13 protein-coding genes and 1 tRNA gene are annotated in these 13,699 nt (G+C 61.8%); 9 read left to right on the forward strand and 5 right to left on the reverse strand.

Annotated features, from left to right (window positions below):
• Position 1: 1 nt before the first annotated feature.
• Entirely contained in the window at positions 2–2,218 is a 2,217-nt protein-coding gene (locus ACR1XV_RS14570; protein WP_480532568.1) for a hypothetical protein, read from the reverse strand.
• A 126-nt stretch (positions 2,219–2,344) separates the two neighbouring features.
• On the opposite strand from ACR1XV_RS14570, the gene ACR1XV_RS14575 reads away from it, so the two are divergent.
• Positions 2,345–2,758: a hypothetical protein gene (locus ACR1XV_RS14575; protein ID WP_480532570.1), complete on the forward strand. Its 414-nt coding sequence runs from the start codon at positions 2,345–2,347 to the stop codon at positions 2,756–2,758.
• Positions 2,759–2,969: 211 nt separating this feature from the next.
• Here ACR1XV_RS14575 and ACR1XV_RS14580 read toward each other — a convergent pair.
• The 4 genes from ACR1XV_RS14580 to ACR1XV_RS14595 form a co-directional block, all read right to left on the reverse strand.
• Positions 2,970–3,046, reverse strand: a tRNA-Arg gene (locus ACR1XV_RS14580).
• A gap of 64 nt (positions 3,047–3,110) precedes the next feature.
• Complete coding sequence (locus tag ACR1XV_RS14585; RefSeq protein ID WP_480532572.1) at positions 3,111–4,493, reverse strand: ATP-binding protein; 1,383 nt, start codon at positions 4,491–4,493, stop codon at positions 3,111–3,113.
• 18 nt (positions 4,494–4,511) lie between these two features.
• Entirely contained in the window at positions 4,512–5,930 is a 1,419-nt protein-coding gene (locus tag ACR1XV_RS14590) for a dihydrolipoyl dehydrogenase family protein (protein ID WP_480532574.1), read from the reverse strand.
• Between the two features lie 4 nt (positions 5,931–5,934).
• Positions 5,935–6,666: a TVP38/TMEM64 family protein gene (locus ACR1XV_RS14595; RefSeq protein ID WP_480532576.1), complete on the reverse strand. Its 732-nt coding sequence runs from the start codon at positions 6,664–6,666 to the stop codon at positions 5,935–5,937.
• Positions 6,667–6,960: 294 nt separating this feature from the next.
• Here ACR1XV_RS14595 and rpmH point away from each other — a divergent pair, with 294 nt between their 5' ends.
• The 8 genes from rpmH (at position 6,961) to yihA (ending at position 13,644) form a co-directional block, all read left to right on the forward strand.
• Positions 6,961–7,095: a 50S ribosomal protein L34 gene (gene rpmH, locus ACR1XV_RS14600; RefSeq protein ID WP_005980833.1), complete on the forward strand. Its 135-nt coding sequence runs from the start codon at positions 6,961–6,963 to the stop codon at positions 7,093–7,095.
• 26 nt (positions 7,096–7,121) lie between these two features.
• Positions 7,122–7,544 (forward strand): ribonuclease P protein component, encoded by a 423-nt coding sequence (rnpA, locus tag ACR1XV_RS14605; protein ID WP_480532578.1) that lies wholly within the window; start codon positions 7,122–7,124, stop codon positions 7,542–7,544.
• A complete protein-coding gene (yidD, locus tag ACR1XV_RS14610) occupies positions 7,541–7,765 on the forward strand; it encodes a membrane protein insertion efficiency factor YidD (protein ID WP_480532580.1) in 225 nt (74 codons plus the stop codon). Before rnpA ends, yidD begins: the two co-directional genes overlap by 4 nt.
• 44 nt (positions 7,766–7,809) lie before the next feature.
• On the forward strand, positions 7,810–8,691 hold the full coding sequence (ttcA, locus tag ACR1XV_RS14615; RefSeq protein ID WP_480532582.1) for a tRNA 2-thiocytidine(32) synthetase TtcA: 882 nt from the start codon (positions 7,810–7,812) through the stop codon (positions 8,689–8,691).
• Between the two features lie 71 nt (positions 8,692–8,762).
• Positions 8,763–10,310, forward strand: coding sequence for a putative bifunctional diguanylate cyclase/phosphodiesterase (locus tag ACR1XV_RS14620; RefSeq protein WP_480532584.1), 1,548 nt, complete (start codon positions 8,763–8,765; stop codon positions 10,308–10,310).
• 120 nt (positions 10,311–10,430) lie between these two features.
• Positions 10,431–12,260 (forward strand): membrane protein insertase YidC, encoded by a 1,830-nt coding sequence (gene yidC / locus ACR1XV_RS14625; protein WP_480532586.1) that lies wholly within the window; start codon positions 10,431–10,433, stop codon positions 12,258–12,260.
• Entirely contained in the window at positions 12,257–12,994 is a 738-nt protein-coding gene (locus ACR1XV_RS14630) for an MOSC domain-containing protein (RefSeq protein ID WP_480532588.1), read from the forward strand. The genes yidC and ACR1XV_RS14630 overlap by 4 nt, the downstream gene beginning before the upstream one ends.
• Entirely contained in the window at positions 12,991–13,644 is a 654-nt protein-coding gene (gene yihA / locus ACR1XV_RS14635) for a ribosome biogenesis GTP-binding protein YihA/YsxC (RefSeq protein ID WP_480532590.1), read from the forward strand. The genes ACR1XV_RS14630 and yihA overlap by 4 nt, the downstream gene beginning before the upstream one ends.
• The last annotated feature ends 55 nt before the right edge of the window (positions 13,645–13,699 follow it).

Below are 13,699 nucleotides of genomic sequence, written 5' to 3' on the forward strand. Positions count from 1 at the left end.
GTTACTGTTGTGCTTCCGCCATTTTCTTTTGGAAATGGGCTTCCATCTTTTTGGCAAGTTCAAACTCGCGTTCAAGTTCATACCGCTGATTGCGGCTGAGATTAGGGTTCGCAAGCCGCTCAGCAAAAACCCGGCTAGCATTTTCTAGAGCGGCAATCTTATCTTCTAAACTGCGCTCGGGGGCTGGCCCCGGACGCCGTGTTGTAAATCGTTCAATCTCTTTTGAAAGAGACCCACCGCGCGCGATTAGTCGGGCGATAAGCGTATTGCGCCCCGTTTGGAACCAAGGCTCGCTGCCGCCGTGCAACGCAAGTGCCTTTGCTTTAACCTCCGGCGTCAACGCCGCGTCTACCGCTTCGGTAATTTGGGCTTCCCGGCTAGTCTCGTATTCCAAATCTGCGGAGAAATGGTTGAATTCAGGAACAACAAAATCTCCGTCTAGTATATAGCGGGGCTGGTAGCTTTGCGCTTCTGACACACCTTGAGCGAGGATCGCCGCGCGGTTAGGTTCTACAAGCCGGGTGGTGTCAGGAACTTTCGTTGGCGCTTCAAGAGGCTGCACGTCAGACGTCCGCAGTTGCCCGGCGCTTAGATTCCCTTGAACGGCTGCGTCGCGCTCGGCAACTTGCACCAGCAGAGTTGCGTCAGGGATTGCCGTTGTTACACTTGCAGGTTCAATGTTCGAAATCCCAGCCTGTCCGTCACTTTCGCTGTCTAAAACGTAGCCCAACGGTAACGCAGGGATTTGTTCACCTACGGCGGCAGTGTTCGCCGCGTCTTGCAACGGCAATACATCAGCAGTTTGGTTCCACCACTCACGATGCGCATTCTCATTGAGTCGCGCCAGAGGGAGGCGGGACGAACCCGGACGCATCCGTGCATTCAGTTCGCGTGCAAATGCGCGGTCTTTATGCCCGGCAGCAACTGGGGGGAAACTACGAACACCTGTATTGGGATATGTTGCTCCGGCGTTTTTGCGGGACTGATAGACGGTCGCGCCTACCTCGACCGGCGCGGCAACGCCCTCGGCCAATGCTTCGGTCACGATTTCCTTGGCGGACAGGTCTTGGCCTGTGGCAACGCGCGCCGCAGCTTCGCCGCCCGCGCCGGTGGCAGCTTGCGCGGCCACATCTTTGCCCGCCTCTTTCACGGCACCCTTGAACAGCTGCTTTGCCGCGACGCCCTGTCCGGCCATTTCGGCCAACGCGAAAACGACGCCACGCCCGAGGCCGCGCCGTGAGGCTTCGGCCATGAACGCCGGGTCGCGGATCAACGCAACGGCGTCCTCGGGTGTCCGGGGCGACACGCCTTGTTCGGCAAAGAATTCGTTCACGCTCGAACCAAATTCCTGCACGACGGTGCCGCCGCCAAGCACAGCTGCACCAGCTGCCGGGCTGCGTGTCGCCAACGTGGTCGCGGCAGATGCGCCGATCTGCGGCAGGCTTTCGGCGGCGGTCTCGCCAAGGAACGCAAGGGCCGTGCCGGGGTTGGTCGCGTAGGCTTTCAGCACGTCCAGCACCGTGTCGGGGGCGGCGGACAGGACTTGCTTGAATTCCTCTGCGGACGCCGATCCGGGCAGCGCGGCAGCTTGGTCGTTCAAGTCCTGCGCAGCCTGCACGTTCTTGACCGCGCCCTGTAGCACGTCGGCCTCGTGGCCCACGGCAGCCGATGCGTCACGCGCTCGAATATCGTAGGTCTGCCGGAAGGTGTTCGCAAACTGCGCCGGGTAACCAAGCCCGGCGATTGCCGCCGAGGCCAGTTCAGGCGTGGAAAGGTCCAGTCCTTCGGGCACGTCCGGCAGCCGGGTCGTCTCAAGGAACGCCTGTCGGATAAGATCACCCTCAGACAGCGCCGCGTCCGCCAGCACGGTCGCACCCTTCTGTGCCTGAATGGCTGGCAGCGTCGAACGCGTCCGCAGCACACCACGTTTCAGCGCCCGTCCAAGCGCTGTGCCCTGCGGATTTGAAATGGACGGGTCGCTGTCCAACGTAAAGCCGTCGGGAAGGTCGGGTAACGTAGACAGATCGAAATTGGCAACGGGTCTTGGCGCAGGCTGCGTCTGGTTCGTGCCGAGATTGGGCGTCGCGTCCAAGGTAAATCCTTCTGGCAGCGGCGGAGTGGCCGATGTGCCGTTGCCTGCGGTGCCTTGGAATAGAGCCGGGAAATCTGCCAACAGGTTGCTCCTTGTGCCTTCGGCGGACATCGCCGGGATCAGCACAATTTTATTTCCGGTTCGCCCACTGAACAACGACGGCATTGACCAAAATCGACTTTTGGACGGGAGAGTTGATAACGAATTCAATCTATTGTTGAAATGAGCGCAGTAAGAATACGGATATTGGCTATGTTTTTTAGAACGACACGCACTTTTTGGAATGTCACTTCGGCAATCGCCGACGCGGCTTTCGATTTAGGCTACAGAGACGATCGATTGAGCCACGCCCTGATGAACCCGCCATACGCTGCCCACGTGCCCTTCAAAACCAGAGCGCACGTATATCGGCGCAGGCGGGTCAAAGACGCCGCGCTGATGGTGCTACTAGATTATGCCGGTGAATGGCGGGCTTTGAGCAAACATCCGACCGACGGCGTTACAGCCGAAAGTGCGGCGCAGTTCGCCCGGATAGCGCAGGACGCAGCGGTCGCACTTGCGCAACGGGTTTGGTTAGACGAGGCCGACGCCAAAGGGCAAGTCGCCGAGGCAATAGACGCGCGTATTGAAGATAGCCTGCAACACGTGCGCCCTCGTCTCGTCTGACCCAACAGTCAAAAAGTCCAGATACCCCGCGCTTGGTATGCGTGGGGTATAAACAAAACTGCGCGGCATGCGGGTTAGGCCGGGGGGTGGGGTGCGACATTCCGACTCAATCGGGTATCGGGCGGGTGAACCGGAAAGCGATTTGATTTTAGTGACAGATCAGGGGCAGGAAAACACTGATGGTAATTTATTCAATGTTTTCAGCACCAAGTGGCGGACCGAGGAGGATTCGAACCCCCGACCCCTTGATTCGTAGTCAAGTACTCTATCCAGCTGAGCTATCGGTCCGCGTTGGTGAGGCGCTATGTAGACCCGGGGCTGAGTGCGTGCAAGGGGATTCTGCAAAAATCCGTCAAAAAGTCACCTCGCCGCGTGGAAGCCTTATTTCAAAGGTGGTTCCGTCAGGGCCGGTGTCCTTCAGGATGAGGTCTCCGCCATGTCCGCGGACCAGTTCCTGCGAAATCGCCAGGCCCAGGCCCGAGCCGCCTTTGCGGACCCCGCCCTGAAACGGGGTGAACAGATTCTCTCGTGCTTTGGGCGGCAGGCCCGGGCCGGTGTCGCTAATCTCGATACACCAGTCCGTCTCGGTTTCGGAGGCGGAAACCGAAACCCGCCCCGGCTTGCCCGATGCCACCAGCGCCTGCCTCGCGTTGCGCACAAGGTTCAGGATGACCCGGAACATTTGCTCGGGGTCGGCGCGGGCGATCAGGTCCCGCGGGATGTCGTTGACGATCTCGACGCAGGCATCGGCGATGGCAAGCTGTTCGCTGGCCACCACATCGGCGGCAACGTCATGCAGCGGCACCATGGTCAGGGTCGGCGCGGGCTCCTCGGCGCGGCCAAAGGCCAGCGTGCTTTCGCATAAGGAAACCGCCCGGGTGATCGAATTCACCAGCTTGGGGGCCATGCGCGCCACCAGCGGGTCGTCGCTGGCCTCGATCCGGTCGGTAAACAGTTGAGCCGAGGTCAGAATGTTGCGCAGATCGTGGCTGACCTTGGCCACCGCACCGCCCAGTTGCGCCAGTCGTTCACGCTGTTTCAACGCCTGCGTCAGATCGACCTGCAGGGTCTGCAGCGCCTCTTCGGCCTCGCGCAGCTCGGTCACTTTGGAATTGGGTGAGATGATGCCGCGCGCATCCTCGGGCGCGCTGGCATAGCGCTGCATATAGCCCACCACACTTTTGATCGGGCGCACCAGCACCACGCGCACGGCCAGAAACAGGAAGGACGCGGTGATGATCGAGATCACGAAGGACAGCCCCAGAATACGCAGCCCGTAATCGGTCATCGCACCGCGCAGCGGATCGCTGTCCATCGTGACCTCGATCAGCAGGCCCGCATCCTTGACCGGGGCGCCGATCACGCGGATCACCTCATTTTCAGGGGTGAACAGGCGCATCGTGGCATCGCGGATCAGCACCCACGCCCCGGCATCACGCAGATCATAGGTCTTGGTGATCCGGTCGGGAATGGGCGAGGACAGCATCAACTGCCGCACCTCGTCGCGGCGCAGCACCACGTTATAGACGCCGGCATTGGCCAGCAACTCAGCCTCGAGATCGTCGGCCAGCATATCGTCGGCCAGCAAGGCAAGCGAGGCGATCTGGGCCCGCTCCAGCCGGTTCAGCAGGAAATCTTCGCGGAAGCGCGCGATCGAGGGCACAAAGATCAGAATTTCGGCCAACATCACGAAGACCGTGGTCAGGATCAGAAATCGGCCTGACAGCGAATTCACTTTGCGCTCCTCCTTCGGTCAGGGAATCCAGCGCTGGACGAACCTGACCACTTTCTTAACCGTTTGATTCTCAAACAGCCTTGGCGAGAAATAGGCACCCGCCACCCGTTTGTTAAGCTCTCCGATCGTCGGATAGGGCGAAACCATCGCGGCGATCTGACCCATCTTGAGGTTATTGGCCAATGCCAGCGACCACAAGTTGATCAATTCGCCCGCCTGATGCCCTACGATTGTAGCGCCCACAGGTCGGCCTTTTACGACCATGACCTTAATGAAACCCTTCGTTTTGCGCTCGGAAATGGCGCGGTCATTGTGGTGATAGTCGAACCGGGCGATTTCCATCGCATCGCCATGGGCCTCGCGCGCCTGCGCTTCGGTCAGTCCGACCTGCGCCAGTTCGGGGTCCGTATAGGTGGCCCAGGGGATATGCGCGGTCTTCGCCTTTGACGGCAGACCGAACAGGGCCGAGCGGATGATGACCCCCGCCTGATAGCCCGCCACATGGGTGAATTGCATCCCGCCCGCGACGTCTCCGATCGCATAGACCTTGCGGTTGGACGTGCGAAGTGCGGCGTCCACCTTGATGCCCGTCCGTGTCCGATCAATCCCGGCGGCCTCAAGGTTCAGGCGGTCGATATTGGCCTTGCGCCCGACGGCCAGCAACAGATGCGAGCCCGCATAGATCTCGCCGTTTTCGGTGACAACCTCGACAGCACCCGCATTGTCCCGGATTTGGGCAACCATGGCGTTCTCGTGGATCGCCACGCCTTCGTCCCGCAAGCTGTCCAACACGACGGCTGCGGCCTCGGGGTCATCCTTGCCCAGCGCGGTCATGCCTTCGATCACCGTGACCTTGCAACCCAGACGGATATGCGCCTGCGCCATCTCCATCCCGATGGGGCCGCCGCCGATGATCAGCAGGTGCTCGGGCTTGTCGCGCAGGTCGAATATGGTCTCGTTAGTATAGTAAGGCACCTGATCGAGCCCCGGCAGCGGCGGCACCAGAGGCGAAGACCCGGTGGCCACCACGATGCGACGGGCGGTGATCCGGTGATCGCCGGCCTGTACCTGCGTGGGCGAGACAAAGCTGCCGTATTCGCGGATCACCTTGACGCCGAACCCTTCGAACCGCTCCTGACTGTCCATCGGTTCGATCTGGGCGATGACATCGTGAACGTGATCCTTGGCCGCGGCATAGTCCACCTTAGGCACCACGTCCGCCACGCCCAGCGCCGCCGAATGCGCCTGCCCATAAGCGGCCTTGCCGCTGGCGATCAGTGCTTTCGAGGGAACGCAGCCGAAATTCAGGCAGTCGCCGCCCATCTTGTGCCCTTCCAACAGGATCACATCGGCGCCCATTTGGCTGGCTCCGGCGGCGACCGACAGGCCGCCCGACCCGGCGCCGATCACCAGGATATCGGTCTTGAGCTCTTGCATGAAATCAGCCGTCCTTCCGGCCACGCAGGGATTTGATGACAATCGGCAATGCGGCCAGCACGCACAAGCCGATAATCGGGCCGATCACGAACGGCTCCCACAGCAGCGAGACGTCAGGGGTCTCGCCCCGGTCGAACACACCACCCAGACCCACGCCGATCCACGTATAAACGATGCCACCCGGGATGATGCCCAGCGCCGTGGTGATCAGGAAGTTACGGAACTTCACGCCCACAAGTGCAGGCACCAGATTGGCCACGAAGAACGGCACCACCGGCACCAGACGCAGCAGGAACAGGACCGAGATTTCGTTCTCGCGCAGCCCGTCCTTCAGCTTGCCGATGGTCCCTTCCGAGGATTCCAGCCGCGCGGTCAGCGATTCTCCTAAACCCCAACGCGCCGCCAGAAAGATCGCGGATGCGCCGATGGTGGCAGCGAAGACGTTGAAGACGGTTCCGGCAAACAGACCGAACAAAAACCCTCCGGTCATCGAGGCAATGGCGGCACCGGGCAGCGAAAAGGCCACGATGACGATGTAGATCACCACGAAGGCCCCGGCCATGGCCCAGTAATGCGTATCCCGCCACGCCAAGAGCGACTCGCGGTTATCGCGCAGGGTCTCGAAAGTAAGGTAGTCGCCCAGCGTGAAGAACCCGACCGCCGCAGCCGTCAGAATCACAAGCAAGGGGATATGCCGCGCCACGCTGCTGCGCGGCACCTGGGATGTTTCACTCATCTGAGTTTCCGGCTTCTGTTCGTTCATTCTGCCCCAACATGCGTGTTACGGCGGCCACGCAACAGGGGCCTCACGCGGCGTTGAACTTGATGACCGGGAATGTGAGCGTTTTCGGCGCGAAACCCGGTTTTTGAAACCTTTTGCCCCGTCAGGTTACAGAATTGTTGCAAAAGCTGCCAAAACCCCCACCTAGGGGTTTGACTTAACCCCGTCTTGCCAGTAGAGGACGGGCTTCGAACACTAGGGCCAGGCGAATCCGCGCCGCACCCACCGCTATTGATTGGAGACGGAGCGATGAAACGCACCTATCAGCCTTCGAACCTGGTTCGCAAACGCCGCCACGGTTTCCGCGCGCGCATGGCCACCAAAGCCGGCCGCAAAATCCTGAACGCGCGCCGCGCCCGTGGCCGCAAGTCGCTGAGCGCGTAAGCCTCTCGACCTTTCAGGTTATGAACATGACGCCGCCGGAGGCCCCTGAGGATGGTACCAACCAGCCGAGGGTTAAGCCCCCGGCGGCGTCCGTTTGCGCGTCTGGACCTCTGGTCGTACTGCAGAGCAGGGCGGATTTCCTGAAAGCCGCGCGGGCGCGTCGGCAGGGTACAGCCTCGATGATGGTACAGGCCCGCAAGCGCGGCCCGGACGAGGCATCGGGCATCCGCGTCGGGTTCACCTGCTCCAAGAAGGTCGGCAACGCCGTGGCCCGCAACCGCGCCAAACGCCGCCTGCGCGAGGCCGCCCGCGCGGTTTTGCCTCAGCAAGGCCGTGACGGCTGGGATTACGTTCTAATCGGCCGCGCCGACGTCACCGCCGCCCGACCCTTTGATGCGTTGCAAGACGATCTGCGCTATGCCCTGCGCAAGCTGCATGGCGGCACATGACGTTGTTTGCCCATATCCTCGCCCTGCCCGTCCGCGCCTATCGGCTGATCTTCAGCCCGTGGGTGGGGTTCAACTGCCGCTATCAGCCCACATGCTCGGCCTATGCGCTGGAGGCGTTGGAAAAACATGGCCCCATCAAAGGCACGTGGCTGGCCGCGCGGCGTATCGGGCGCTGCCATCCCTGGGGCGGCGACGGCTATGACCCGGTGCCCGACGAATGACCCCGACCCTTGCCCGGTTCCCCCATCTGCGATAGGCCCCGCCCATGTTTGATGAAGCCGACGATATCCATCCGCTCTTTGCCGGTGCGCCCTCGACCACCGAGTTCAAGAAGCTGCGCAAGCGCATCGTCCGCCAGACCCGCGAAGCGATCGAGCAGTATGGCATGGTCGAACGCGGCGCGGGGAAAACGCCCCGCTGGCTGGTCTGCCTGTCGGGCGGCAAGGACAGCTATACCCTGCTGGCGGTGCTGTACGAGCTGAAATGGCGCGGATTGTTGCCCGTCGATCTGCTGGCCTGCAATCTGGATCAGGGCCAGCCGGGCTTTCCCGCCACGGTCCTGCCCGAGTTCCTTTCGCGGATGGAAGTGCCTCACCGCATCGAATATCAAGACACCTATTCGGTCGTAATGGACAAGGTTCCGCAAGGCCGCACCTATTGCGCGTTGTGTTCGCGCCTGCGGCGCGGCAACCTCTATCGCATCGCGCGCGAGGAAGGCTGTTCAGCGGTCGTTCTGGGCCATCATCGCGACGATATTCTTGAGACCTTCTTTATGAACCTGTTCCATGGCGGGCGGCTGGCCACCATGCCGCCGAAACTAGTCAACGAAGAGGGCGATCTGTTCGTCTATCGTCCGCTGGCCCATGTGGCCGAGGCCGATTGCGAGAAGTTCGCCCGCGCGATGAATTACCCCATCATCCCCTGCGATCTGTGCGGCAGTCAGGACGGCTTGCAACGCCAGCAGGTCAAGCAGATTCTCGACCAGTGGGAGAAGAACAGCCCCGGTCGGCGGCAGGTGATGTTCCGGGCGCTCACCAACGCGCGGCCCTCGCATCTGCTGGACCCGAAACTGTTCGATTTTGCCGGTCTTGCGCTCAATCCGATTCAAAGTGACGAAAATTCTGAGGAAATTCCGCGTCTGCGTTAACGTCTGACTCAGATTGGTTTCCTACGGTTGGCCTGCGCGACCCCTGCCCAAGCCGAAGGCCGTCAAAACCGATGCGGAATGTTCTCTCTGTCGACCGAATTCTCGAAACGCTGCGGACCATGTTCACCGGTCCGCCGGCGCTGGCTTTTGTCCCTGCCGCCTGTCTGGCCGCCTTCTGGCTGGGCGGCGAGATGGCGTTGCTGACAACGGCGTTGGGCCTGCCGCTGATATTCGCGGCCACCGGGCTATGGGGTGGGCGGTCCTATCGGGCCACGAACCAGGGCGCGCGGCCCAGCGGGCAGCTTGACAACCAGACCTTCCAGACGGAAATGCAGGTTCTGCACGACCGGACCGCCGCCAGCGGCCACAACGCCGCCTGCATCGCGGTGGCGCTGGACGATTATGCCGATCTCTGCGATCTGCACGGGCAGGCGGCGGCCAATCATATCGCAGTGCAGTTTATCGACCGCATCCTGACCATCATCCGCAGCCACGATATCTTTACCCATCTGGACCACAGCCGGTTTCTGATCGGCCTGACCCCCTCGCCCCATCTGGATCTGGAAGCCTGCATTCAGATGTCGGGCCGCATTCAGGGCGCGATTGAAGAACCGGTGCTGCTGAATGGGGCCAATGTTTATCTGTCCTGTTCCATCGGGTTCTGCCAGCGTTCGGATGTCAGGCAGGCCGATGCACAAGTCTGGATCGATGCCGCCTGCGACGCCCTGACCGAGGCGCAGCGCAGCGGCCCCTCGACCATTCGCGCCTACTCGGCGGAAACCCGGCGTCGGTCGCAGGTGCGCACCAATTTGCGCCGGGACTTCGAGGCGGCACTGGATCACGGCCAGATCCGGCCCTGGTTTCAGCCGCAGGTGTCCACCGATACCGGCCAGATCACCGGGTTCGAGGCGCTGGCCCGCTGGGACCACCCCACCAAGGGCGTCCTTAGCCCGCAGGTCTTTCTGCCCTTCGCGGAACAGGCCGAGCTGATGGAGCGGTTGGGTCAGGTCATGCGCCACCACGCCTTTGACGCCATGCAGTCGTGGCAGCAGGCGGGCCTGACTGTGCCCCGGATCGGCATCAATTTCTCGTCGAATGAACTGCGCAACCCCGCGCTGATCGACCGCCTGAAATGGGAGCTGGATCAGTTCGACCTCACCCCCGACCGGCTGGCGGTCGAGGTGCTGGAGACCGTGTTTTCGCGCCGCCCCGACGATGTGATCACCCGCAATGTGACCGGTTTGGCGGCGCTGGGATGCGCCATTGATCTGGATGACTTCGGCACCGGCCATGCCTCGATCGCGTCAATCAAACGGTTCGATGTCTCGCGCATCAAGATCGACCGGACCTTTGTGGCCAAGGCCGACCGGGACCCCGGTCAGCAGCAGCTGGTCAGCGCCATCCTGACCATGGCGGAACGCCTGAATCTGGAAACGCTGGCCGAGGGGGTGGAAACCCCGGGCGAGCACGCGTTGATGGCCCAGCTGGGCTGCAACCACGTGCAGGGGTTCGGAATTGCCCGGCCGATGCCGTTCGAACAGACCGGCGACTGGATTGCGGCCCATCAGGCCCGGATCAGCGGTGCACCCAAGATCGGGCGCAAGATGGGTGGAAAATGACAGGCTCGGCACGACGAATCCCCTGTTGCACCGATTTGAGGGGCGATTCCGCTTGACCTTTGGGGCTGCACTCTGTTGAACCCAGCGGGTGTGTTTTACTGCTGAAGGTGGCTGTCCCCGATGGACGATCAGAACAAGAATCTCATCCTCGCAACTGTGCTCAGCTTTCTGGTGATCATCGTGTGGTTTGTGCTGTTCCCTCCGCCGGAACAGACCCTGCCGCAGGACGAAGCCGGGATCGCAGCCCTTGAAGGCGACGAGGTGCAGACACCCAGCGCCGCCGCCTCGGGCACCGTGGCCGAGGCAACCGCCACCGCAGAAGAGGCCGAGCCCGACGCTCAGGCTCCGCGCGTGGAGATCGACACGCCACGCCTGAAAGGCAGCCTGTCCCTGTCCGGCGGTCGCATTGATGAGCTGTTCCTGAAAGACTACAAAGTGTCCATCGACGAGGGCGCACCCATCGTCGAGCTGCTGTCCCCGGTCGGATCGGATTCGGCCTATTATGCGCTCTATGGCTGGGCCCCGGGTGCCGGGCTGGCGGGAGCGGATGTGCCCGGGCCGAATACGCTCTGGACGCTGGAGCGGGGTGAGGCGTTGGGCGTCGACACGCCCGTCACGCTGGCCTGGGACAACGGGAACGGGCTGACCTTCCGCCGCACGATCTCGGTCGATCAGGACTATATGTTCACCGTCACCCAATCGGTTGAAAACGCCACCCAGTCCGAGGTGGGCATGGCCCCCTACGGCATCCTGGCCCGTCATGGCATCGGCGAAGATGGCGATCTGCCGGGGCTGAAGAACTTCTTCATCCTGCATGAGGGTGTGATCGGCATGGCCGACGGCACCCTGTCCGAGGTCGATTACGGCGACGTCCGCGATTTCGACATCGACCCCAACGAACGCGCGCAGGCCGAGGTCTATCAGGTGAAGCAGGACGGCTGGATCGGGTTCACCGACCATTATTGGATGACCACGCTGATCCCCGAGCCCGGCTCGGCCTTCAAGGCTGCGGCCAAATATGACTCGCGCCGCAAGATCTATCAGACCGAAACCGTCCTGCCGACTCTGACCGTCGCCCCGGGCGAAACCGCCGAAGTCACCACCCGTCTGTTTGCCGGTGCAAAGGAATGGGAAACCATCCGCGAGTATCAGGCCGATGGTGTGCAGAAATTCATCGACAGCATCGACTGGGGCTGGTTCTTCTTCCTGACCAAGCCGATCTTCTGGCTGCTGCATAATATCAACGCCCTGATCGGCAATATGGGCTGGTCGATCATCGGCCTGACGCTGATCATCAAGGCGATCCTGTTCCCGCTGGCGTTCAAATCCTACGTTTCGATGGCGAAGATGAAGGAGCTCCAACCGCAGATGGAGGCCCTGAAAGAGGCCGCAGGCGATGACCGCCAGAAGATGCAGCAGGGCATGATGGAGCTGTATAAGAAGGAAAAGGTAAACCCGGCCGCGGGCTGTCTGCCGATCCTGATGCAGATCCCGATCTTCTTCTCGCTGTATAAGGTGATCTTTGTCACCATCGAACTGCGTCAGGCCCCGTGGTTTGGCCCGTTCCGCGACCTCAGCGCGCCGGACCCGACCTCGATCATGAACTTCTTCGGCTGGCTGCCATGGGCAGGCCCCGAGCCCGGCACATTGATGGCCACCATCTTCATCGGCATCCTACCGCTGCTGCTGGGGATTTCGATGTGGCTGCAGCAGAAGCTGAACCCGGCACCAACCGACGCGACGCAGGCGATGATCTTTGCCTGGATGCCATGGGTCTTCATGTTCATGCTGGGCAGCTTTGCCAGCGGGCTGGTGGTCTACTGGATCGCGAACAACACGATCACCTTCACGCAGCAATATCTGATCATGCGCAGCCAGGGCTATACGCCGGACGTGTTCGGCAACATCAAGTCCGGCTTCAAGAAAACGCCAAAGACGGATGACAAATGAGCGGCGCGGTCACCAGCCTGTGGCGGCATCCCATCAAAAGCCACGGGCGTGAAAGCCTTGATCGCGTCACCATGACCCCCGGGCAGACCATGCCCGGGGATCGCGTCTGGGCCGTCGCGCATGAAGCGTCCAAGGCCGACGGATCGAAATGGGTGCCCTGCCCCAATTTCAGCCGCGGCGCAAAGGCCCCGCAACTGATGGCAATCTCGGCCGAACTACAGGGCGACCGGGTCACGCTGCGGCACCCCAAGCGCCCCGATCTGAGCTTTGAGCCCGACACGCAACAGGACGTCTTTCTGGACTGGGTCAAACCCCTGATGCCCGCGGATCGCGCGGCCTCGGCCCGTATCGTGCGGGTGCCGGGGCGCGGCATGACCGACAGCGATTTTCCGTCGATCAGCCTGTGCAACATGGCCTCGCACCGGGCGGTCGAGCAAAAGCTGGGGCGTGATCTGTCCATCGCCCGCTGGCGCGGCAATATCTGGTTCGACGGCCTGCCCCTGTGGGAGGAGTTCGACTGGATTGGCCGCGATATCCGCATCGGCGAGGCGGTGTTCCGCGTCCGCGAACGCATCACGCGCTGTCTGGCCACCACCGCCAATCCCGAGACGGGCGAGCGTGATGCTGACACACTGGGCGCGCTCAAGACATGGGATCATCAGGATTTCGGCGTTTATGCCGAAGTGCTCGAGGGCGGAGCCATCCGAACCGGTGACACGGTGCAGGTGCTATGAGCGCACTTCCCTTTCCCTTGGCCGAAGACCCGGACACGCTGGCGCAAGAGACCGGGCGCAAGCTGTTTGCCGGCGAATCCACCTTCGTCAAAGGTGTCGTGGCCATGGACGGCTTGCCCGCCCCCGACCGGCTGGAGGTTTGCTTTGCAGGACGTTCAAACGTGGGCAAATCCAGCCTGATCAATGCGCTTACCGGCACCAAGGGGCTGGCGCGCGCCTCGAACACGCCGGGCCGCACGCAAGAGATCAACTTTTTCACGCAAGGCCCCGAGCTGTATCTGGTTGACCTGCCCGGCTATGGCTATGCCAACGCGCCGGTGAAGGTGGTCGAGAAATGGCAGCGGCTGCTGAAGAAGTACCTCAGCGGTCGTCAAACCCTGCGCCGCGCCTTTGTTCTGATCGACTCGCGACATGGGGTTAAACCGGTTGACGCCGAGATCATGAAGCTGCTGGACACCAGCGCTGTGACCTTTCAGGTGGTGCTGACAAAGGCTGACAAGGTCAAGGCCAAAGAGCGCGAAAAGGTGCTGAATCAGGTGCGCGGCGCGCTGTCGAAACATCCCGCCGCCTTCCCCGAAATCGTGCTGACCTCGTCCGAGAAGGGCGACGGCATTCCAACCCTGCGCTCGATCATCGCGCATCTGGAATAGCTTGGGTCTTGGCAGCGACCCCCAAAGGCCCTAACACGGAATGCCAGAGGGACCT

Source organism: Ruegeria sp. AD2(2025) (assembly GCF_056542385.1).

What these genes read in the sequence shown, in the direction of transcription:
- yidC (WP_480532586.1), top strand. Translation starts at nt 10,431, where the DNA reads ATGGACGATCAGAACAAGAATCTCATCCTCGCAACTGTGCTCAGCTTT.
- yidD (WP_480532580.1), top strand. Translation starts at nt 7,541, where the DNA reads ATGACGTTGTTTGCCCATATCCTCGCCCTGCCCGTCCGCGCCTATCGG.
- ttcA (WP_480532582.1), top strand. Translation starts at nt 7,810, where the DNA reads ATGTTTGATGAAGCCGACGATATCCATCCGCTCTTTGCCGGTGCGCCC.
- rpmH (WP_005980833.1), top strand. Translation starts at nt 6,961, where the DNA reads ATGAAACGCACCTATCAGCCTTCGAACCTGGTTCGCAAACGCCGCCAC.
- ACR1XV_RS14590 (WP_480532574.1), bottom strand. Translation starts at nt 5,930, where the DNA reads ATGCAAGAGCTCAAGACCGATATCCTGGTGATCGGCGCCGGGTCGGGC.
- yihA (WP_480532590.1), top strand. Translation starts at nt 12,991, where the DNA reads ATGAGCGCACTTCCCTTTCCCTTGGCCGAAGACCCGGACACGCTGGCG.
- rnpA (WP_480532578.1), top strand. Translation starts at nt 7,122, where the DNA reads ATGACGCCGCCGGAGGCCCCTGAGGATGGTACCAACCAGCCGAGGGTT.
- ACR1XV_RS14595 (WP_480532576.1), bottom strand. Translation starts at nt 6,666, where the DNA reads ATGAGTGAAACATCCCAGGTGCCGCGCAGCAGCGTGGCGCGGCATATC.
- ACR1XV_RS14620 (WP_480532584.1), top strand. Translation starts at nt 8,763, where the DNA reads ATGCGGAATGTTCTCTCTGTCGACCGAATTCTCGAAACGCTGCGGACC.
- ACR1XV_RS14630 (WP_480532588.1), top strand. Translation starts at nt 12,257, where the DNA reads ATGAGCGGCGCGGTCACCAGCCTGTGGCGGCATCCCATCAAAAGCCAC.
- ACR1XV_RS14575 (WP_480532570.1), top strand. Translation starts at nt 2,345, where the DNA reads ATGTTTTTTAGAACGACACGCACTTTTTGGAATGTCACTTCGGCAATC.